18 protein-coding genes are annotated in these 19,076 nt (G+C 64.8%); 13 read left to right on the top strand and 5 right to left on the bottom strand.

The features are described from left to right. The first annotated feature begins 139 nt into the window (after positions 1-139). Together ACVMIH_RS20835 and ACVMIH_RS20830 are read left to right on the top strand one after the other, a co-directional pair. Positions 140-1,465 (top strand): O-acetylhomoserine aminocarboxypropyltransferase/cysteine synthase family protein, encoded by a 1,326-nt coding sequence (locus ACVMIH_RS20835; protein ID WP_057017449.1) that lies wholly within the window; start codon positions 140-142, stop codon positions 1,463-1,465. A gap of 33 nt (positions 1,466-1,498) precedes the next feature. Then, positions 1,499-2,296 carry a MetQ/NlpA family ABC transporter substrate-binding protein gene (locus ACVMIH_RS20830; RefSeq protein WP_076826961.1) on the top strand — a complete coding sequence of 266 codons (798 nt, stop codon included), beginning with the start codon at positions 1,499-1,501 and terminating at the stop codon, positions 2,294-2,296. A 94-nt stretch (positions 2,297-2,390) separates the two neighbouring features. Here the strand turns inward: ACVMIH_RS20830 and ACVMIH_RS20825 are convergent, their stop codons facing one another. Continuing rightward, positions 2,391-3,779: an FAD/NAD(P)-binding protein gene (locus ACVMIH_RS20825; protein WP_057017451.1), complete on the bottom strand. Its 1,389-nt coding sequence runs from the start codon at positions 3,777-3,779 to the stop codon at positions 2,391-2,393. Positions 3,780-4,361: 582 nt separating this feature from the next. Here ACVMIH_RS20825 and ACVMIH_RS20820 point away from each other — a divergent pair. Further along, a complete protein-coding gene (locus ACVMIH_RS20820; RefSeq protein ID WP_057017452.1) occupies positions 4,362-5,021 on the top strand; it encodes a TetR/AcrR family transcriptional regulator in 660 nt (219 codons plus the stop codon). A gap of 8 nt (positions 5,022-5,029) precedes the next feature. On the opposite strand, the gene paaZ is transcribed toward ACVMIH_RS20820, so the two are convergent. Further along, positions 5,030-7,057, bottom strand: coding sequence for a phenylacetic acid degradation bifunctional protein PaaZ (paaZ, locus tag ACVMIH_RS20815; protein WP_057017453.1), 2,028 nt, complete (start codon positions 7,055-7,057; stop codon positions 5,030-5,032). 73 nt (positions 7,058-7,130) lie between these two features. On the opposite strand from paaZ, the gene ACVMIH_RS20810 reads away from it, so the two are divergent. The 4 genes from ACVMIH_RS20810 to ACVMIH_RS20795 all read left to right on the top strand — a co-directional run bounded on the left by ACVMIH_RS20810 (position 7,131) and on the right by ACVMIH_RS20795 (position 9,564). Then, a complete protein-coding gene (locus ACVMIH_RS20810; RefSeq protein ID WP_057017454.1) occupies positions 7,131-7,313 on the top strand; it encodes a hypothetical protein in 183 nt (60 codons plus the stop codon). A gap of 214 nt (positions 7,314-7,527) precedes the next feature. Then, positions 7,528-7,830: a hypothetical protein gene (locus ACVMIH_RS20805; RefSeq protein WP_156436228.1), complete on the top strand. Its 303-nt coding sequence runs from the start codon at positions 7,528-7,530 to the stop codon at positions 7,828-7,830. An 86-nt stretch (positions 7,831-7,916) separates the two neighbouring features. Next, the gene (locus ACVMIH_RS20800) at positions 7,917-8,360 is read left to right on the top strand and encodes a hypothetical protein (RefSeq protein ID WP_057017456.1); all 444 of its coding nucleotides are present in this window, start codon (positions 7,917-7,919) and stop codon (positions 8,358-8,360) included. Positions 8,361-8,445: 85 nt separating this feature from the next. Next, complete coding sequence (locus ACVMIH_RS20795) at positions 8,446-9,564, top strand: branched-chain amino acid ABC transporter substrate-binding protein (RefSeq protein WP_057017485.1); 1,119 nt, start codon at positions 8,446-8,448, stop codon at positions 9,562-9,564. Between the two features lie 154 nt (positions 9,565-9,718). Here ACVMIH_RS20795 and ACVMIH_RS20790 read toward each other — a convergent pair whose 3' ends face one another. Together ACVMIH_RS20790 and ACVMIH_RS20785 are read right to left on the bottom strand one after the other, a co-directional pair. Next, entirely contained in the window at positions 9,719-10,186 is a 468-nt protein-coding gene (locus tag ACVMIH_RS20790; RefSeq protein ID WP_245311479.1) for a GFA family protein, read from the bottom strand. Further along, positions 10,173-10,751, bottom strand: a complete 579-nt coding sequence (locus tag ACVMIH_RS20785) for a TetR/AcrR family transcriptional regulator (RefSeq protein ID WP_063790097.1) — start codon at positions 10,749-10,751, stop codon at positions 10,173-10,175. Before ACVMIH_RS20785 ends, ACVMIH_RS20790 begins: the two co-directional genes overlap by 14 nt. 81 nt (positions 10,752-10,832) lie before the next feature. On the opposite strand from ACVMIH_RS20785, the gene ACVMIH_RS20780 reads away from it, so the two are divergent. From ACVMIH_RS20780 to ACVMIH_RS20760, 5 genes are all read left to right on the top strand, one after another. Continuing rightward, on the top strand, positions 10,833-11,147 hold the full coding sequence (locus ACVMIH_RS20780; protein ID WP_076826962.1) for a monooxygenase: 315 nt from the start codon (positions 10,833-10,835) through the stop codon (positions 11,145-11,147). A 20-nt stretch (positions 11,148-11,167) separates the two neighbouring features. Next, positions 11,168-11,503, top strand: a complete 336-nt coding sequence (locus ACVMIH_RS20775) for a hypothetical protein (RefSeq protein WP_076826964.1) — start codon at positions 11,168-11,170, stop codon at positions 11,501-11,503. Positions 11,504-12,017: 514 nt separating this feature from the next. Continuing rightward, the gene (locus tag ACVMIH_RS20770) at positions 12,018-13,064 is read left to right on the top strand and encodes an aldo/keto reductase (protein ID WP_057017461.1); all 1,047 of its coding nucleotides are present in this window, start codon (positions 12,018-12,020) and stop codon (positions 13,062-13,064) included. After that, complete coding sequence (locus tag ACVMIH_RS20765; RefSeq protein ID WP_057017462.1) at positions 13,061-13,915, top strand: amidohydrolase family protein; 855 nt, start codon at positions 13,061-13,063, stop codon at positions 13,913-13,915. The genes ACVMIH_RS20770 and ACVMIH_RS20765 overlap by 4 nt, the downstream gene beginning before the upstream one ends. 121 nt (positions 13,916-14,036) lie before the next feature. Further along, positions 14,037-16,376, top strand: a complete 2,340-nt coding sequence (locus ACVMIH_RS20760; protein WP_076826966.1) for a Tex family protein — start codon at positions 14,037-14,039, stop codon at positions 16,374-16,376. A 214-nt stretch (positions 16,377-16,590) separates the two neighbouring features. Here ACVMIH_RS20760 and ACVMIH_RS20755 read toward each other — a convergent pair whose 3' ends face one another. After that, entirely contained in the window at positions 16,591-18,054 is a 1,464-nt protein-coding gene (locus ACVMIH_RS20755; protein WP_456863176.1) for a catalase, read from the bottom strand. A gap of 432 nt (positions 18,055-18,486) precedes the next feature. On the opposite strand from ACVMIH_RS20755, the gene ACVMIH_RS20750 reads away from it, so the two are divergent. Continuing rightward, positions 18,487-19,005 (top strand): hypothetical protein, encoded by a 519-nt coding sequence (locus ACVMIH_RS20750; RefSeq protein WP_076826967.1) that lies wholly within the window; start codon positions 18,487-18,489, stop codon positions 19,003-19,005. Positions 19,006-19,076: the final 71 nt, after the last annotated feature.

The following is a 19,076-nucleotide window of genomic DNA, read 5'->3' as shown; positions in this document are numbered from 1 at the left end:
GAAAAATTAGCGACGCCATCAGACGCGCCGCCAGCACGCTCATCGCTATTTTCTCCGATGTCTCGACAGTCGCGGACGCTGCTGCGCATCATTCTTTGCCTTTTGATGCTGGGTCCACGGATTTCAGGAGAATTTCGAGATGCCGATCGAAACCAAGAATGTCGAGACGCTCGCCTTGCATGGCGGATCGTACCGGTCCGACCCGGCGACCGGCGCCGTCGCCGTTCCGATCTACCAAACGACGTCCTTTCAATTCGAGAATACCGATCACGCATCGCGGCTGTTCGCCCTGGAGGCGATCGGACAGATCTACACCAGGATCAAGAATCCGACGGCTGACGCGTTCGAGGAGCGCCTGGCCGCGCTGGAAGGCGGCGTTGGCGCGCTGGCCGTGGCGTCGGGCCAGTCGGCGACGGCCTACGCGATCTTCAACATCGCGCAAGCCGGCGACAATATCGTCTCATCGACCGATCTGTACGGCGGCACCTGGACGCTGCTGTCGCAGACGCTGAAGCAGTTCGGCATCGAGGTTCGCTTCGTCGATCCGGCCGATCCGGAAAACTTCCGCCGGGCGACCGATGCGAAGACCCGGGCCTATTTCGCCGAGACGCTGCCGAACCCCAAGCTCAACGTCTTCCCGATCAGGGAAGTCGCGGATATCGGCCGTTCGCTCGGCGTGCCGCTGATTCTCGACAACACCGCCGTCCCGCTCATTGCGCGCCCGTTCGAGCACGGCGCAGCGATCGTCGTCTATTCCGCGACAAAGTATATCGGCGGCCACGGCACGTCGATTGGCGGAGCGATCATCGATGGCGGCAATTTCGACTGGGCGGCGCACGCCGAGCGCTTCCCGCTGCTGACGCAGCCGGACGATGCCTATCACGGCGCGATCTGGACCGAGGCAGCCAAGCCGCTCGGTCCGATCGCCTACATCCTGCGCGCACGCGTGAAGCTGCTGCGCGATCTCGGTGCCGCGGTCGCTCCCCAGAACGCATTTCAGTTCATCCAGGGACTCGAGACCTTGCCCCTGCGGCTGCGTCAGCACAACGAGAACGCGATCAAGGTCGCGAATTTCCTGGCACGACATCCCGCCGTTTCGCACGTGATCTTCCCCGGACTGCAGAGCGGGGAGGACCGGCGCCGCGCCGATCTCTATCTGAAGGGCGGCTTTGGCGGGCTGGTCGGCTTCGAGCTGAAGGGGGGCGTCGAGACCGGCCGTCGTTTCATCGATGCGCTGAAACTGTTCTATCACGTCGCCAATATCGGCGATGCGCGCTCGCTGGCGATCCACCCGGCGTCGACCACCCATCAGCAGCTGAGCGCCGCGGAACAACTCGCGGCAGGCGTGACGCCCGGCTACATCAGGCTTTCGATCGGCATCGAACATCCCGACGACATCCTCGCCGACCTCACCCAGGCATTGGCCGAGGCTGAGGCGGGAAGCAGCGGCCGCAAGGCGGCCTGATCGATCCCTGAAGACGGAGTTGAAACCGAGACCATGAAGACATTGTTGCGCCTGGCGCAGGCGGCTGGCGTGCTGCTTGCCATGACTGCGGCCGCCGTTGCGGACGAACCTCTCAAGATCGCGACCAGCGCCGGCCCGGTCGGTCAGCTGGCTGGCTTTGCCGCCAAGCTCGCCAAGGACAAGGGGCAGGACGTCAAGATCGTCGAGCTGTCGGACTGGGTCGCGTTGAACGAGGTGGTGAACAGCGGCGACGTCGACGCCAACCTGTTCCAGCACGCCACCTATCTCGCGATCCAGAACAAGCAGCGCGGCTTCGACCTGGTCCAGGTCGACAAGGTCGGCGTGATCGCGCCCGTCGGGCTGTTCTCGAAGAAGATCAAGTCGCTCGAGGAGATCAAGTCCGGCGACAGCGTTGCGATCCCGAACGAGCCGCTCAACGGCGCGCGTGGCTTGATCCTGCTCGAACGCGCCGGACTGATCAAGCTGGCGCCGGGCAAGGGTTTTTCGGTCAATCGGTTTGATATCATCGAAAATCCCAAGAACCTGAAGATCGTCGAGCTTGATCCGGCGCAGACCTACCGGTCGCTCGATGACGTCACGCTTGCGCTCGTCAACATCACCTATCTGATACCGGCCGGCGGTGATCCAAAATCGGCGCTGGTGATCGACCGCACGCTCGATGACGGTCTCGTGCTGCGCTTTACCGCGCGGCCGGACAAGAAGGACGATCCGCGCCTGAAGGCCTTCATCCAGGTCTTCAATTCACCCGAGGTCAAGCACTTCATCGAGGAGAAGCTGCCGGCGTTCATTCCGGCCGGCTTCGGCAGCTAGAGCTTTCCCGAGCGAAGTGGACGCCGGTTCGCGGCAGGAAAGCGCGTCAAAACTGGAATCTGGAGCTCCGTTCCGATTCCATCGGAACGGGGTTCTAGACGCGCGCGAGGGATGCGAGTCGCCGCCCCTCGTCGGAGTGAACCAGCAGAGCGGCAAGCTCGGCGCATTGGTTGCGGATGTCGGGAATTGCGCTGATTTCCCAGAACGCGGCGCGCGTGAGCGGGCCGACGGCATACAGGCGGCGCGATGGGACGCCGTCGTGACCGATGATCGCGCAATTGCGATCGGTTTCGATGCCGATGCGGAGCGGATCGACGCGCGCCAGGCCAAGCTCGAGCAGGCTGCGCACCGCGGGATTGGCGGTTGCGCGCGGATCCTTGACAATGCCGGTGCAGTCGACGATGGCGCCGACATGCATGCGACGGAGCCTGCTCTCGCCGCGCCGCCGGTAACTGACGATCGCGCCTGTCCGGTCGGGCTCGGCCGAGATCAGCTTTGCGGCCATCGGGGTGAGCCGGCCTCCATAGATCGCTTCAGTGATCCGGACCTCCACTTGCGGCGCCATCCGATGCCGATGCACGTCCCACCAGGCGCGTGCGTGCTCGAGGAACCGGCGCTTGGACGAAAGCGGGAGCTCACGCCACATTCGCTGGGTATGGGGGCGAAGCCCATCGATCACGCTGCGCCAATCGCCGCCCGCTGCGATGTGCCGGTCGATGCGGCCGCGAAGCCAGCGAAGCAGGCTGCCGATTCCGGAGCCGAAGGGGACCTCCGCCTCCTCGATGTGCACGGCGTCGACCCGGCGGTGCGGTTTCGCGAGAAGGCCTCGGCGCGACATCGCAACGATCGGCCCGCGATGTCCGTCGCGCAGCAACGACAGCACGTAATCGACCATCGTCAGGCCCGTGCCGAGGATCAGGACGGTCGCGTCGTCGGCGATCGCAGCGGCAGACGGTGCTGCCCAGGGATCGGCATGTCCCGGACTGTTCGCGCGTGGATCGTGTCCGGTTGCGAGAACGACGATGTCGCCGATCAGCTGCCGGCCGTCGTCGAGGCTGGCGGTGACGTCGCCTCGCCGTTCGCGGATCGCGATGCATCTGCCGTGCACGATCGACAGGCGTTGGATGTTGGCCTGATCGGACGCCTGTTGCTCGAGCAGACTGGCAATGTAGTCACCAAAGATGCGCCGCGGCACGAAGCAATAGGGATCAGGGCAGAGCGGCGCGTCCGCCCCGCGCGAGATCAGCCAGTGCCAGAAATGGTCCGGCTGGTCGGGCAGCGCACTCATATTCGCGACCCGTACATTGAGCAGATGATCCGGATTGCCGGTATGATAGGCGATACCGCGCCCGATGTCGGGACGCTGCTCGATCAGGCTGACACGGACATCGTCCGTCGGTTGACGCAGTAGCTGGTGCGCCAGCAGGACGCCGCTTGCGCCGCCGCCGACGATGATGACGTGACGCGCTCGAGGAGCTGTCATGCTATCGCTCTGTGCGTGATCCTGTCGCACGACATGTGCGGCGTGGGCAGACTGACGTCAGCGAGGCGATGGATCACATCTGCCGCGGTCTCGATTGGGCATGCGTCGCGCCAACGAGCGGTCAGCCGTGAGGACCAAACAGAAAGAGTTCGTGCATGTCCTTGCCGTCGGGGTTGGCGGCACGCGCCAGCCGCCGCTGCCATCTCTTCAGCCGGCGTGCCGCGCGATGAAGGACGTGGAGCCAAGAGGATGTCCGCACCCAGAGCCTCCTTCGCATTCCGAGCCGTTCGATGAACGATAACACGCTCCTGTTCGGGACGCGCGCGAAACTCGGCGGCGCCGCGAACTTTGCAATTAGACGCGCATGGCGAGGCGATTTGCAGCAGAGAGATTCTCTCGCGACGCGGCGCCAGGAAAATTCATTCCGGGCAATGTTGCCCGATCGCCGGGCTTATGGAATTGTCCGACCGGATGGTCAATAAATAGCGGTTCGGAGGCGGGGCTGCGGTCGCGGAACTTTGCGGCTCTTGACAGACATCTCTGGACGATGGCCGAACGGCCGCCTGGTGAAACGGACAAGACATGGCCCGATCGCGCGCCAAGGACTATGACGACAAGCGCCTCTTGATGCTGCATCGCTCGGCCGAGCTGTTTGCCGCATCGGGATATGTCGGCACGTCGATGAACACCATCGCCGATGCCTGCGGGGTTTCGAAGGCGCTGCTCTATCACTATTATCCCGACAAGGAAGCGATCCTGTTCGATATCCTGTCGTCGCACCTCGCGAAGCTGGTGGCGGCGATCCGCAAGGCGAGCGCACAGGCCGGCGATCCGGTCGCGCGCTTCAGGACGATCGTTGCGACCCTGCTCGAGCTCTACCGGCATGCCGACGCCGAACATCAGGTCCAGATCTCAAGTCTCAAGCTGTTGCCGAAGGACAAGCAGCAGCCGCTGCTCGCAAGCGAGCGGATCCTGGTCGGGATCATGTCGGACGCACTCGCCGCCGCCGTGCCGGCGGCGAAGCACAAGCGCCTGCTCAAGCCGCTGACGATGAGCGTCTTCGGCATGCTGAACTGGCATTACATGTGGTTTCGCGAGGGCGGGCCGATGACCCGCGCCGAATATGCCGGTTTCGTCGCGCAGCTCGTGCTGGCTGGCGCCGACGATGCCGCGGCCGGCGCCACCCGGCCGCGCGGCAGGGCGAAATCGGCCGGCCGCGGCCGACAGGCCGAGTTGCTCTGACGCGCCTCTTAACCCCGCATCGCGTTCATGGTCAGCAGCTCGTAGGTCGCCGCGGTTTCGCCGGTGCCGGTCGTGATCTCGACGTCCCAGCGTACCTCGCCATATTGCTTGTTGCGCGGCATCTTCTCCTTCGCCGTCAGCCGCACCTGGATCTGTTCGCCGGGCTGGACGGGTTTGACGAAGCGCAGCGAGTCGAGGCCGTAATTCGCCAGCACCGGCCCGTAGTCGGGATCGACGAACAGGCCGGCCGCAAACGACAGCAGCAGATAGCCATGCGCGACGCGGCCCGGGAAGAAAGGATGCCCCTTGGTCGCTTCCTCGTCCATATGGGCGTAGAAGGTGTCGCCCGTGAAATGCGCGAAGTGCTCGATGTCGTCGAGCGTGACCTGCCGCGACTTCGAGACCAGCGTGCGGCCGATCTCGAGATCGTCATAGTGATAGCGGAACGGATGCAGGTCGCCTTCGAGCATCGGGCTGCCCTTGAACCAGCGGCCGGTGACGCCGCTCAGCATCGCCGGCGATCCCTGCAATGCGGTGCGCTGCATGTAGTGCTGGAGGCTGCGGACGCCGCCCAGTTCCTCGCCGCCGCCGGCCCGGCCGGGGCCGCCGTGAACCATCTGCGGCATCGGCGAACCGTGTCCGGTGTGCTCGCTCGCGCAGTCGCGGTCGATGATCGCGACGCGGCCGTGAAAACTGCCGATGCCAAATGCCAGTTCGGTCGCAGCCGGGATGTCGTGCGTGTAGATGGATGCGACGAGGCTGCCGCCGCCGCGATTGGTCAGCGCGATCGCTTGCTCCAGACCGTCGTAACCCATAACGGTGCTGACAGGGCCGAACGCCTCGATCGCGTGGACTGCGGATGCGGCGAGCGGCTTGGCGCAATGCAGCAGCAGCGGCGGAACGAAGGCGCCGCGCTTCGCATCGGCATCGAGCAGCGCGAAGTTGCCGGGATCGCCGGCCACCAGTTCGGCTTCGGCGCGAAGCTTCGCGACATGGGCAAGCACATCGCTGCGCTGGCCGAGCCCGACAAGCGGCCCCATCCTGACCTTGTCGTTTTCGGGATTGCCGATCGTGACCTTGGCCAGACGGTCGCGCAGCGCCGTGATCACGGCATCGAGCTGTGCCGACGGCACCAGCGCGCGACGGATCGCGGTGCATTTCTGGCCGGCCTTGACCGTCATCTCCTTCGCCACTTCCTTGACGAAGAGGTCGAACTCCGGACTTCCCGGCACGGCGTCCGGAGCGAGGATTGCGGCGTTCAGCGAATCCCGTTCGGCGATGAACCTGACCGCCTCGCGCGCGATGACCGGATGCCGCTGCAGTTTTTGCGACGTGTCGGCCGAGCCTGTGAAGGACACGACGTCCTGGCAGGTCAGATGGTCGAACAAGTCGCCGGTCGATCCGACGATGAATTGCAGCACGCCTTCGGGCAGCGCGCCGGATTCGGTGATGATCCGAACCAGCTCGTGGGCGACATAGGAGGTGACCGTCGCGGGCTTGGTCACGACGGGCACGCCGGCCAGCAGCGCCGGCGCCAGCTTCTCCAGCATGCCCCAGCACGGGAAGTTGAATGCATTGATGTGCACTGCGACGCCGTGCAGCGGCGTCACGATATGCTGACCGGCGAATGCGCCAACCTTGGAGAGCCCTTCGACGTTGCCATCGAGCAGGAATTTGCTGTTCGGGAGCTCGCGGCGGCCCTTGCCGGCATAGGCGAACAACGTGCCGATGCCGCCGTCGACGTCGATCATTGCGTCGGTGCGGGTTGCGCCTGCGTGGAATGACAGTTTGTAGAGCCGGTCCTTGTGCTGGGTCAGATAGTCGGCCAGCGCCTTCAGTAGGCCCGCGCGCTGGTGGAACGTCAGTTTTCTAAGATGTTTGCCGCCGATCGCGCGGCCATAGGCAAGGATCTCGCGCATGTCGAGATCGCTCCGGGTCGTGACCGCCACCACATCGCCGGTGACGGCACTGTGAATCTCGGCTGCCGGTTCGCCCGGGCCGGACCATTTTCCGCGCACGAAGCTGCCGAGCTTCATGACGTTGTCCGCAGTCCGTGCACCACTGGATTGAGGCTGTGTCATCGCAATTGGACCTTCTGACTTGTGATCAATGATGCGTCTCGCCTTGGCGGCGGAACGTTCAAGCTTTGGCTCGTCCGACAAAGCGCGTCGCGCGCTTTTCGAGAAGGCGTTGAGCGTCACGACGCGATATCCGGCGCGGTTATCGGTCAACACCAAATCGCTGGCCATGATGACCTCCCGTTGCGGCTTCTGGTGGCCGAAGGTTGCGTGACGTGCGCTTGGATTACTATTGACCGTCCGGTCAGTCAATTATAATCCGCGTAACGGCTTGGGACGACGACACCGGGCAATATCGAGCGAGCACGATTTCGGTCTCGGTTGCATTTCAGACCCGACAAGAACGTCAGGATGATCCGGCCGAGCATCGCCTGTCGGCAGCAAAAGTGCCGACGCGTAAGCACGGGACCGTGCTTACGCGCGGTGTCATGCTGCCACAAATCGGCCGAATATCACCGGCCACCTCCTGCCGCCATGAGGATCAGCCGGTGACGATGCAGTCGCCGGATATCGCCGGGTTTCGGTTCTCGACCGCGGATTTCGGCGAGCGCGACCGCTTGCCGATCTTTCGCGAGCAGATCGGGCGGATGATCGTGAAGCTCGATCCGGAGCCACTGAGCGGCGCGTTCCATGCCGACCAATGTGCGCGAGCTGCCTGGGCTCGGGATGGGATCCTAGGCGTGCAGCAACCTAAAGATCGCACGGCCGCGCGAGCAGCCCGACGGCAATGACGACCTTGTGCTGACGATCATCACGAGCGGCAACGCCCGCGCGTCGCAGCGCGGCCGCGACATCGAGCTGGGCTCCGGGGCAGGCCGTGCTGGAGTCGAGCGCGGAGGTCGGCAACATGGTGGTCCCGGTCTCGCCGAGCCGTCTCGTCGGTCTCACGCTCCCGCGCAAGGCGCTGGCACTGCTGGTCCGCGATCCCGAGGACATGCTGAACCGGTCGTTGCCCGCGAACACCGAGGTGATGCGTCTGCTGGCGCTCTACATCAGGGAGCTTGACGACAGCTACCAGCTCGCGACGCCCGAGCTGCGCGGCGCCGTCGTCCGGCATCTGGTCGATCTCGGGCGACGTCGCAAACAGCGCTCTCGGCCAGCCTGTGTGCTGTCGTGCACCCAACATCGCCGCCCAATCACGTCCGCTGCGGGCGATTTCAGACGTCAATGCACGACAACGTGTTTCACATTGTTGCCCGATGTCGCATATGTCCAATCCCCCGTCGCCTCAGTCCGAGCCTGCCGATCGTCTCGCGCTTAAAAGGCAGCCCCCGGTGATCGTTGCAATCGGCGGATTCGTCGACTGCGATGCATTGAGGCGACTTGAGACCATCGAGGAGAATGTGATGAAGTTTGCACTTCGAGGATATTTTCTTGCGCTCGGCGCGAGCCTGGCCTTGTCCGGCGCCGCCATGGCACAGGATATCAGTGTTGCCGTGGTCGGGCCGATGACCGGCTCCGAGGCGAGCTTCGGCCAGCAGTTCAAGAACGGTGCTGATCTCGCGATTGCCGATATCAATGCGGCGGGTGGCGTGCTTGGCAAGAAGCTGAAGCTGGAGGTCGGCGACGATGCCTGCGATCCGAAGCAGGCGGTGTCGGTTGCCGAGAAGATGGCAGGCGCGAGGATTCCGTTCGTCGTTGGGCATTTCTGCTCATCGACCTCGATCCCTGCGTCGGACGCCTATGCAGAGGGCAATGTGCTGCAGATCACGCCGGGCTCGACCAATCCGCAATTCACCGAGCGCGGGTTGTGGAACACGTTCCGTGTCTGCGGCCGGGATGACCAGCAGGGCACGGTTGCGGCCGCCTACATTATCAAGAACTACAAAACCAAGAACGTCGCGATCATCCACGACAAGACGACCTACGGCAAAGGCCTTGCCGACGAAACGAAGAACGCCATCAACGCCGCGGGCGTGAAGGAAAAGCTTTATGAGGCCTATACCAAGGGCGACAAGGATTTTGCCGCTCTGGTATCCCGCTTCAAGAAAGAGTCGATCGATTTCGTCTACGTCGGCGGCTATTATGCCGAGGCTGCGTTGATCCTGCGCCAGATGCGCGAGCAGGGCGTCAATGCTGTGCTGATGGGCGGCGACGCCCTGATCGACAAGCAGTTCGCTGCGATCGCAGGTCCGCTTGCCGAAGGCTCGCTGTTTACCTTCTCGCCCGACCCGCGCAAGAAGGCGACCGCGGCCGCGACCTTGAAGAAGTTCAAGGACAAGGGCATCGATCCCGACGGCTACACGCTCTACAGCTATGCCGCGTTCCAGATCTGGAGCCAGGCCGCGGCCCGTGCCCAGACCACCGACGCCAAGAAGGTCGCGGCGGCCATCAAGGCCGGAAGCTGGGATACCGTGCTCGGCAAGATCAGCTATACGCCGAAGGGTGACATCACCCTGATCGACTACGTCGTGTACCGCCGTGACAAGGACGGCAACTACGCCGAATTGCCGGCCGGTCAATGATCGCCAGAGCGTTTTCGAGCGAAGCGGATACCGGTTCGCGTGAGGAAAACGCGTCAAAGCAAAATCGAGAGCCTCCGTTCCGATGCAATCGGAACGGAGGCAACCCTGGCCAGGCTGAATCGTTTCCCGCTGCGCCCGTGGTCGGCGCATCCGGTCACATGTTCCGGGGAAAGCGCGCAGCGCCGGGGATCGGCGCGAGCCATGCGACGGCGCGATCGGTATAGATCTCGGCCTGCGGCTGCAATCCCTCCATGCTGTCGAGCGTGCCGGCTTTCACCACGACCTTGCCGGGCATCAATGCGGTCTTCGCCAGCAGAGGGGACCCGCAGCGCCCGCAGAAATGACGATGGACCGGATGGCCGCTGTCGCCCTTGTCGACGAACGCCACCGTCTCGCCCGACTGCTGGTAGTCGGTTTCGCGGATCACGAGGTTGAATGAAAACAGGCTGCCGCTTTGCCGCTGGCAATGTGTGCAATGACATATCGCGATGCTCCGCGGTTCGCTCTTGAGCGTGTAACGCACCGCGCCGCACAGGCAGCCGCCGTTCCGTTCCTGCATGCTGTTTTCTCCCATTCGATGACGCCGTCGCCGCGACAAGGACGCCGCCTCAGGCGTCGCCAATCACGGCATCGATGAATGTGGTGGCCGACTCCCTCAACTGCTTGCGGCTGTATCCGGCGCGCTCCATCACGGCGAGCCCGCGCGTGAACGTCACGATGACGCGCGCCAGCCGGTTTGCATCGGCCGTGCTGCGCCTGTTCGGCGCCGCGCTGATGGCTTTGCCGACCAGTTGCTCGAGCCGGGTGAGCACGTCCAGCACGCGCTGACGCACATCCGCGCTCGAAATGGCAGCGTCCAGCGCAGTGCGCGTCGTCAGGCAGCCCCGCTGCGGCGTGCCGTTCGTCATGTTGACGATGATCATGTCAAAGAAGTCCCTCAGTCTCGCCGAGGTATCGCCCTGCGCCAGCGCGCTGCCGGCCGCGTCCAGGAATTGCGCGGCATACTGATCGAAGGCGCGCAGGAAGATCGCTTCCTTGTCGCCATAGGCGTTGTAGAGGCTGCCGCGCTGGACGCCGGTCGCGGCCGCGAGGTCCTGCATGGTCGCATCGTGCAGGCCCTTGCGCCAGAACACGTCGAGCGCGGTTGCGATCATCTCGTCCTCGTCGAACTGACGCACGCCCACCATTTCGATCCACTCCATCGGCTCATTGTTGACACAATCGTCAATATTGACAATGATGTCAAGAATGAACCCGAGGAGATCCGGATGATTACCGCTGTCACGACGTTCAAGCTGCCGAAGCCGATCACGCGCGAGGAAGCCCGCAGCATCTTCCTGAGCACCGCGCCGATCTATCGCGGCATTCAGGGGCTGTTCCGAAAGACCTATTTGCTGTCCGAGGACGGGATGACGGCCGGCGGTATCTATTTCTGGAACTCGAGGGTGGAGGCGGAGGCGCTTTACACCGATGCGTGGCGCGCCCGCGCCCGCGAGAAATATGGCGCCGATCCGACGGTGACCTATTTCGAGAGTCCTGTGGTGGTCGACAACCTTGCCCATCAGATTGTTGCCGACGATTAGCAACGACGCGGCGGAGGCGGATGCGCATCACGGGTGCGCGGCGGCGCTGGGACCAGCTCGCGCGCGATCCAGACCGCCGCCGGCCCATGGCGAGCTCGGCAACCGCCGCGACGGATTTCAGCCAGATCGGCGCGAGCTTCGGTGACGGCGGCAGGTGGTTCGCGATCTGCCGGCGAAACAGCTCGTCATCGGGCAGTCCCGTGATCGGAGCGGTGAATGCTTCCGGCGGCAATCTGCGCCGCCACAGCGGAATGCCCGCCGCGGCCGCGGCGTCCGCGAGCGAGCGGCCGTCGATGACGCATGCGCGTGCGCGCGCCGACGCGATCCCGGCTCGCGGGACCCGCCAGCGCGAATAGCAGCGCAGGGAAGCTCGCGGCAAGGTCCGCAAGACGCGTGTGCCGCATGGCCAGCGCGCGGACCTTTCCCTGAACGTGTGGATGATACCTCCGCAGCTGATGTTCGAGCAGCACGGAGCGTGTGGCCTCGCGACGAGAGGTCACCAGAAGCGTCGAGGTCATGAACAAAAGTTCCGCAAGCGCGGAGCCGAAGGCCCGCGGCAGATTCGATTGCGTGTGGGTGTTGCGATTTCACCCGGGATCCGATCCCGGGACGCGCGTCAAATATCGCGCGGCGAACCCGGGAAGCGCACAGACCTGAACATCGTCGCCTCCTGCGTTGAAGTTGCGGAGCGCTCCCATAGCCTATTCCCCGCCGATAGGCAACGTGAAGCTGTGCATTGCATTTTAGCGATGTGGTGCGAGCGCGATGAGAGACCACACCGCGGCGTCGGCCGCCAAGGTCTCTTCACGATCCCGGTCAACGACGCTAGTCTGATGAGGGGCTAACAAGAAACGCAGGCGAGAGGCCATAATGACCCAACAACAATCCTCCGATCCAGGCTCCCCGGCACTGCCACGCCGCAGGCTCGGCCGCACCGGGCTCGATGTCTCCATTCTCGGCTTCGGCACAGCACCGCTCGGCGACCTGTTCGCACGGCTCGACGACACTGCTGCGATCGCAGCAGCGGAGCGGGCGTTTGCGCTGGGCGTCAACCTGCTGGATTCCTCGCCGCTCTACGGCCATGGCCTCGCCGAACACCGTAGCGGCACCGCGCTGCGCCGCGTGGCGCGCGACGACGTCGTCGTCTGCACCAAGGTCGGGCGCTGGATGGACCCGTTCCACGGCCGCGGCGACGGCTCCAATTTCGCCGGCGGCGCGCCGCATCGCGCGGTGTTCGACTATTCCTATGACGGCACCATGCGCTCGGTGGAGCAGTCGCTGCTGCGGCTCAGCACCGATCGCATCGACCTGCTGCTGATCCACGACGTCGACGTCTGGACCCACGGAGCTGACGCGATCGAGGCGCGGTTTCGCGAGGCGATGGAGGGCGCCTATGTCGCGCTCGACAAGTTGCGTTCCGAGCGCGTGGTCAAGGGCATCGGGATCGGCGTCAACGAGGCCGAGATGTGCGTGCGCTTCGCCAAGGCCGGAACGTTCGACACCATGCTGCTTGCCGGCCGCTACTCGCTGCTCGAGCAACCCGCACTCGCCGAATTCCTGCCGCTGGCGCAAGCAAAGGACATCGGCATGATGCTCGGTGGCGTCTTCAACTCCGGCATCCTGGCGACCGGCGCGGTTGCCGGCGCCAAGTACAATTACAAGGATGCGCCGCCGGACGTGATGCGGAAGGTGGCGGCGATTGATCGCGTCTGCCGCGCCCACAACGTAGCGCTGCCGACCGCGGCGCTGCATTTCACGCTCGGCCATCCGGCGGTGGCAAGCCTCGTGCTCGGCGCGCAGACGCCGCAGGAGGTCGAGCGCAACGTCGCCGCGTTGTCGTCGCCCGTGCCTGCCGCGCTGTGGCGCGACCTGAAGAATGAGGGGCTGCTCGACCAGCATGCGCCGGTGCCGGCATGATGCGGATCGACGCCCATCACCATGTCTGGACCCTGGCGCGCGCGGATTACGGCTGGCTGACGCCCGAGCGCGGGCCGATCTACCGCGACTTCGGCCTGGCCGATCTCGCGCCGCATCTCGCCGCGGCTGGGATTGAAGGCACCATCCTGGTGCAGGCCGCACCGACTGAAGCGGAGACCGTATTCCTACTCGATATCGCCAAAGGGACCGAGCAGGTGCGCGGCGTGGTCGGCTGGCTCGACTTCGACGCTGCCGATGCCGCGGCGCGGATCGACGCGTTTGCCGGGCGCGAGCTCCTGGTCGGTCTGCGGCCGATGGTGCAGGACATCGCCGATGACGACTGGCTGCTGCGCCCCGAACTGGCGGCGCCGCTCGAGGCCATGGCGCGGCATGACCTGGTCTTCGACGCGCTGGTGCTGCCGCGCCATTTGCCGCGGCTCATTCAGGTGGTCGATCGCCATCCGGACCTGCAATTCGTGCTCGACCATTTCGGCAAGCCGCACCTTGCGACCGGCGACATCGCGGCCTGGAAGGACGACATCGCAAGCCTCGCCACACGATCCAACGTGGTCTGCAAACTCTCGGGTCTTGCGACCGAGCCGGCGCCGAACTGGCAGGTTGCCGATCTCAGCGAGGCCGTCGATCATGCACTGGCATGTTTCGGGCCGCAGCGGATGCTGTGGGGCAGCGACTGGCCCGTCGTCAACCTCGCCGGCGGCTATGCGTACTGGTTCGCAGCCGCGGAGTGCCTACTTGCTGATTTGTCAAGTGAAGCAAGAGCTGCGATTTTCGGCGGCAATTCGGCGCGGGTTTATTTGTCAAGCCGCGGACGGCCAACATCCCGGAAATAGATTGCAGCCCGCGCCCAATTTGATCCACAGCGCGCCTTGATGAATCAATCCGGGATGGTTCATAAGCGACCTCCGCGCCATCGGTGATCCGGCGGCGCAACGGAATTTCAGAGAGACAGGCGTGGCAAAGATTCATCATCAGATTGCGCAGGAGCTGGGGGTTCGCGACGAACAGGTCGAGGCGGCGGTGACGCTGCTCGACGGCGGCGCCACGGTGCCGTTCATCGCGCGATACCGCAAGGAGCTCACCGGCGCGCTTGATGATGCCCAGCTGCGCACGCTGGAAGAGCGGCTGACGTATTTGCGCGAGCTCGAGGAGCGCCGTACCGCGGTGCTCAATTCGATCCGCGAGCAGGGCAAGCTCGACGCCGCGCTCGAGGCTCAGATCATGGCCGCCGACAGCAAGGGCCGGCTCGAGGACATCTATCTGCCGTACAAGCCGAAGCGTCGCACCAAGGCCGAGATCGCCAAGGAGGCCGGCCTCGAGCCGCTCGCCGATCAGCTTCTGACGCAGCCCGAGAGCGATCCGAACGAGGCCGCGACGCCCTTCGTCAATGCCGAGAAGCAGGTCGCCGACGTCGCCGCGGCGCTCGACGGCGCGCGCGCGATCCTGGTCGAGCGCTTCGCCGAGGATGCCGACCTGATCGGCGCGCTGCGTGAGGAGATGTGGTCGAACGGCATCATGGCCTCGACCGTCCGCACCGGGAAGAAGACCGAAGGCGAGAAGTTCAAGGACTATTTCGATTTCTCCGAGCCGCTGCCGAAGTTGCCGTCGCATCGCATCCTGGCGCTGTTCCGCGGCGAGAAGGAAGAGGTCCTCGACCTCGCCATCAAGCCGGAGGCGCAGGAGCCGGTCGTAGGCCAGCCCGGCCTCTACGAGCTCAAGATCATGAACCGCTTTGCGATCTCCAACCAGGGCCGCAAGGGCGACAAATGGCTGACCGAGACGGTGCGCTGGGCCTGGCGCACCAAAATCCAGATCCACCTCAACATCGATTTGCGGCTGCGGCTGTGGACGGCGGCCGAGACCGAGGCGGTGCGCGTGTTCGCCTCGAATCTGCGCGACCTCTTGCTCGCGGCGCCGGCCGGCGCGCGCGCCACCATGGGGCTCGATCCCGGGTATCGCACCGGCGTCAAGGTCGCGGTGATCGATGCGACCGGCAAGGTGGTGGCGCATACGGCGATTTTCCCGCACGAGCCGCAGCGGCGCTGGGATGAGGCGCTCGCCATTCTCGGCAAGCTCGCGATCGAGCATGGCGTCGAGCTGATTGCGATCGGCAACGGCACCGCCTCGCGCGAGACCGACAAGCTCGCCGCCGAGCTCGTGAAGCGGCTGCCCGAGCGCAAGATGACCAAGATCGTGGTCTCCGAAGCCGGCGCATCGGTCTACTCGGCCTCGGCCTTCGCCTCGAACGAATTGCCCGACCTCGACGTCACCATTCGCGGCGCGGTCTCGATCGCGCGGCGCCTGCAGGATCCCTTGGCCGAGCTGGTCAAGATCGATCCGAAGGCGATTGGCGTCGGCCAATACCAGCACGATCTCGGCGAGGCCAAGCTCGCCCGCTCGCTCGATGCCGTGGTGGAAGACTGCGTGAACGCGGTCGGCGTCGATGCCAATACCGCCTCGGTGCCGCTGCTCGCGCGGGTGTCGGGCATCGGCCAGGGACTGGCGCAAAGTATCGTGCAGCACCGCGATGCCAACGGCCCGTTCAAGTCGCGCAAGGCGCTGAAGGAGGTGCCGCGGCTCGGCCCGAAGGCGTTCGAGCAGTGCGCCGGCTTCCTGCGTATCAGCAATGGCGAGGATCCGCTCGATTCATCCGGCGTGCATCCGGAAGCCTATCCGGTAGTGCGCCGCATCCTCGAGGCGACCAAGAGCGACATCAAGGCGCTGATCGGCAATGCCGACATGGTGCGGGGTCTCAAGCCGCAATCCTTCGTCGACGATACGTTCGGATTGCCGACCGTCACCGACATTCTGCGCGAGCTGGAAAAGCCCGGCCGCGATCCGCGTCCGGCGTTCAAGGCGGCGGTGTTCAAGGAAGGCGTCGAGGAGGTCAAGGACCTAAAGAAGGGCATGATCCTCGAGGGCACCGTGACCAACGTCGCCGCATTCGGCGCCTTCGTCGATATCGGCGTGCACCAGGATGGGCTGGTGCACATCTCGGCGATGTCGCGGAATTTCATCAAGGACCCGCGCGAGGTGGTGAAGCCCGGCGACATCGTCAAGGTCAAGGTGCTGGACGTCGAGGTCGCGCGCAAGCGCATCGCGCTGACGCTGCGGCTTGACGACGAGATCGGGCCGAAGAAGGACAATGCGGCGCCGTCGCGCGATTTCTCCCGCGGCTCCGGCAAGATGACGTCGTCGGCTCCGCGCCGGCCGCAGGAGCAGTCCGGCGGCGGCGCACTCGCCGACGCGCTGCGCCGCGCGGCCGAGAAGAACGGACGCGGCAAGCCGACCTGAGCCGCGGAGGAGGGCGGCGAGCCGAGTTCGCCGCCTTGTTCGAAATCGACCACCTGACGCTTCTGGCTGAGTTGCCTAAGCGGTCCCCGTCATCCTGAGGTGCGAGCTCTTGCGAGCCTCGAAGGATGCACGGCCCCATTTCTGGCCGATTCATCCTTCGAGGCCCGCTCCGCGGGCACCTCAGGATGACGGGGCCGAAGGGGGGCCGTCCCGGCTACAGCTCTCCGGCAGCAAACCTCGCCAGCGCATCCGCGACGCCCTTGCCGTAGGCCGGGTCGGCCTTGCTGCAATTCGCGACGTGCCGTTCCTGGATGTGCTTCGACGCGTTGCCGACCTGACGGGCGGTGTTGTCGAACAGGGCCTGCTTTTGCGCGGCATTCATCTTGCGGAACAGGTCGCCCGGCTGCTGCCAGTGGTCGTCATCCACGCGATGATCCCAATGCGCGGCCGCGCCTGACAATTCGAGTGGCGGCTCGTTCAGCTGCGGCTGATCGGTCCACTCGCCATGGCTGTTCGGCCAGTAGGTCAGCGTGGCGCCCAGATTGCCGTCGGTGCGCATCGCACCGTCGCGGTGATAGCTGTGGAATGGGCATTTCGGCGCGTTGACCGGAATCTGGTGGTGGTTGACGCCGAGCCGGTAGCGCTGCGCGTCGCCATAGGAGAACAGGCGGGCCTGCAGCATCTTGTCAGGTGAATAGCCGATGCCGGGCACGACATTCGCCGGCGTGAACGCCGCCTGCTCGACCTCGGCGAAGAAGTTCTCCGGATTGCGGTTGAGCTCGAAATACCCGACCTCGATCAGCGGATAATCCGCCTTGGGCCACACCTTGGTCAGATCGAACGGATTGAACGGGAATGCCTTGGCCTGTGCATCCGTCATCACTTGGATAAACAGCGTCCAGCGCGGGAAGTCGCCGCGCTCGATGCTCTGGAACAGGTCGCGCTGGTGGCTCTCGCGGTCCTTGCCGACCAGCGCCTCGGCCTCGGCATCGGTCAGGTTCTGAACGCCCTGCCGGGTGCGGAAATGGAATTTCACCCAGACGCGCTCATTGTCGGCATTGATCATGCTGTAGGTGTGGCTGCCGAAGCCGTGCTGGTGACGGAAGGTTTTCGGGATGCCGCGCTGGCTCATGACGATGGTGACCTGGTGCAGCGCTTCCGGCAGCAGCGTCCAGAAATCCCAGTTCATGTCGGGGTCGCGCACCCCCGTGCGCGGATGCCGCTTGATGGCGTGGTTGAGGTCGATGAAGCGCAAGGGGTCGCGGAAGAAGAACACCGGCGTGTTGTTGCCGACCACGTCCCAATTGCCTTCATCGGTGTAGAATTTCAGCGCGAAACCGCGAATGTCGCGCTCGGCGTCCGCCGCGCCGCGCTCGCCGGCGACCGTCGAGAACCGCGCGAACATCGGCGTCTGCTTGCCGATCTCCGAGAACATGCTGGCCTTGGTGTAGCGCGTGATGTCGTGGGTGACGGTGAAGGTGCCGTGCGCGCCGGCGCCCTTGGCATGCATCCGTCGCTCCGGGATCACCTCGCGGTGAAAATGCGCCAGCTTCTCGATCAGCCAGACATCCTGCAGCAATGCGGGTCCGCGCGGCCCCGCCGTCAGGATGTTCACATTATCGGCAACGGGGGCGCCGGAGGCGTGGGTCAGAAACGGTCTTTTGGTCTCGTCGCTCATCGAAAGCTCCTTGCTGAAGGTCAGCACTTCGCCGTCCCGGCGCCCGCAGGGAGGCCAGGCGAAAGGCGATTGCATCGCGGGTTGGATGACGGCCGCGGGGAGGGCAGAGTCCGGTGATTGACAAATTGTGAAGCGGGTCTGCGATCCCTCGACGCCGTCGTTGTTCTCCGACAGCTGCAGGATTAAGAACCGCGGCCGATCGATTCAACGAGCGCTATCCGCCGATTCCAGCCAAATGTCCGTCGATCCCGGCCAACGCAATCGTGGCCGCCGGTCCGGGCAACTGCCGCTCGGCATGCCGGCGCGCGAATTCTAAATCCGGTGTCAGAATCTGGCGCATTTGTCAGTTGAAGTCGGCATCGGCTTGCGTCTTCTGATCATGCTCGCGTGCGGCGATACGAATTCGCCGCGGTCCCAATCAGGGAGGGTTTCATGAAGAACAGGCTTCTCACGTGTCTCACGGCAGCGACGCTCGCTGTCAGCGTTGCGCTTGCACCCGCTGCCCTCGCCAGAGGCGGCGGTGGTGGCGGCGGACATGGCGGCGGCGGCGGCGGCTTCGGTGGCGGCCACGGCGGCGCCATGGGTGCCATGGGTGGTGGCATGCACGGTGGCGGCTTTGGCGGCGGCATGCATGGCGGTGGTTTCGGCGGCGGAATGCGTGGCGGTGGCGCGGCGTTCGCCGCCATGGGCGGCGGCGGGCATTTCGCAGGCGGGCGCGTTGGTGGTCCCCGCTTCGTCGGTGCACCGGCAATCGGCCCGCGCTTTGCCGGCGCCGGATTCCGCGGTTCGCGCTTCTTCCATCATGGCGGCTTCTTACGCCATCACCGCTTCCATCGCTTCGCATTCATCGGTGCGCCCTATCTCTATGCCGGCTATGACTACGGCTGCTACCGCAGGGTATGGACGGCTTACGGTCTGCAATGGGTCAATGTGTGCGGGGACTATTGGTGATCGCCCAACCAACCGCACCGTTGTCGCGGTCGTCGCCAGACGTTCCATCCTGCCCCGGAATGGGATAGTCT

This window comes from Bradyrhizobium sp. USDA 4503 (assembly GCF_054055815.1).
Note: the sequence above shows the minus strand (reverse complement) of the source record. Positions and strands in the feature narration are given on the sequence as shown.

Coding starts and splice junctions, on each gene's coding strand:
- ACVMIH_RS20825 (WP_057017451.1), bottom strand. CDS start 3,779: ATGACAGCTCCTCGAGCGCGTCACGTCATCATCGTCGGCGGCGGCGCA.
- ACVMIH_RS20765 (WP_057017462.1), top strand. CDS start 13,061: ATGATGCGGATCGACGCCCATCACCATGTCTGGACCCTGGCGCGCGCG.
- ACVMIH_RS20810 (WP_057017454.1), top strand. CDS start 7,131: ATGATGCGTCTCGCCTTGGCGGCGGAACGTTCAAGCTTTGGCTCGTCC.
- ACVMIH_RS20770 (WP_057017461.1), top strand. CDS start 12,018: ATGACCCAACAACAATCCTCCGATCCAGGCTCCCCGGCACTGCCACGC.
- ACVMIH_RS20785 (WP_063790097.1), bottom strand. CDS start 10,751: ATGGTGGGCGTGCGTCAGTTCGACGAGGACGAGATGATCGCAACCGCG.
- ACVMIH_RS20835 (WP_057017449.1), top strand. CDS start 140: ATGCCGATCGAAACCAAGAATGTCGAGACGCTCGCCTTGCATGGCGGA.
- ACVMIH_RS20780 (WP_076826962.1), top strand. CDS start 10,833: ATGATTACCGCTGTCACGACGTTCAAGCTGCCGAAGCCGATCACGCGC.
- ACVMIH_RS20755 (WP_456863176.1), bottom strand. CDS start 18,054: ATGAGCGACGAGACCAAAAGACCGTTTCTGACCCACGCCTCCGGCGCC.
- ACVMIH_RS20775 (WP_076826964.1), top strand. CDS start 11,168: ATGCGCATCACGGGTGCGCGGCGGCGCTGGGACCAGCTCGCGCGCGAT.
- ACVMIH_RS20795 (WP_057017485.1), top strand. CDS start 8,446: ATGAAGTTTGCACTTCGAGGATATTTTCTTGCGCTCGGCGCGAGCCTG.
- ACVMIH_RS20805 (WP_156436228.1), top strand. CDS start 7,528: ATGCTGCCACAAATCGGCCGAATATCACCGGCCACCTCCTGCCGCCAT.
- ACVMIH_RS20820 (WP_057017452.1), top strand. CDS start 4,362: ATGGCCCGATCGCGCGCCAAGGACTATGACGACAAGCGCCTCTTGATG.
- ACVMIH_RS20830 (WP_076826961.1), top strand. CDS start 1,499: ATGAAGACATTGTTGCGCCTGGCGCAGGCGGCTGGCGTGCTGCTTGCC.
- paaZ (WP_057017453.1), bottom strand. CDS start 7,057: ATGAAGCTCGGCAGCTTCGTGCGCGGAAAATGGTCCGGCCCGGGCGAA.
- ACVMIH_RS20750 (WP_076826967.1), top strand. CDS start 18,487: ATGAAGAACAGGCTTCTCACGTGTCTCACGGCAGCGACGCTCGCTGTC.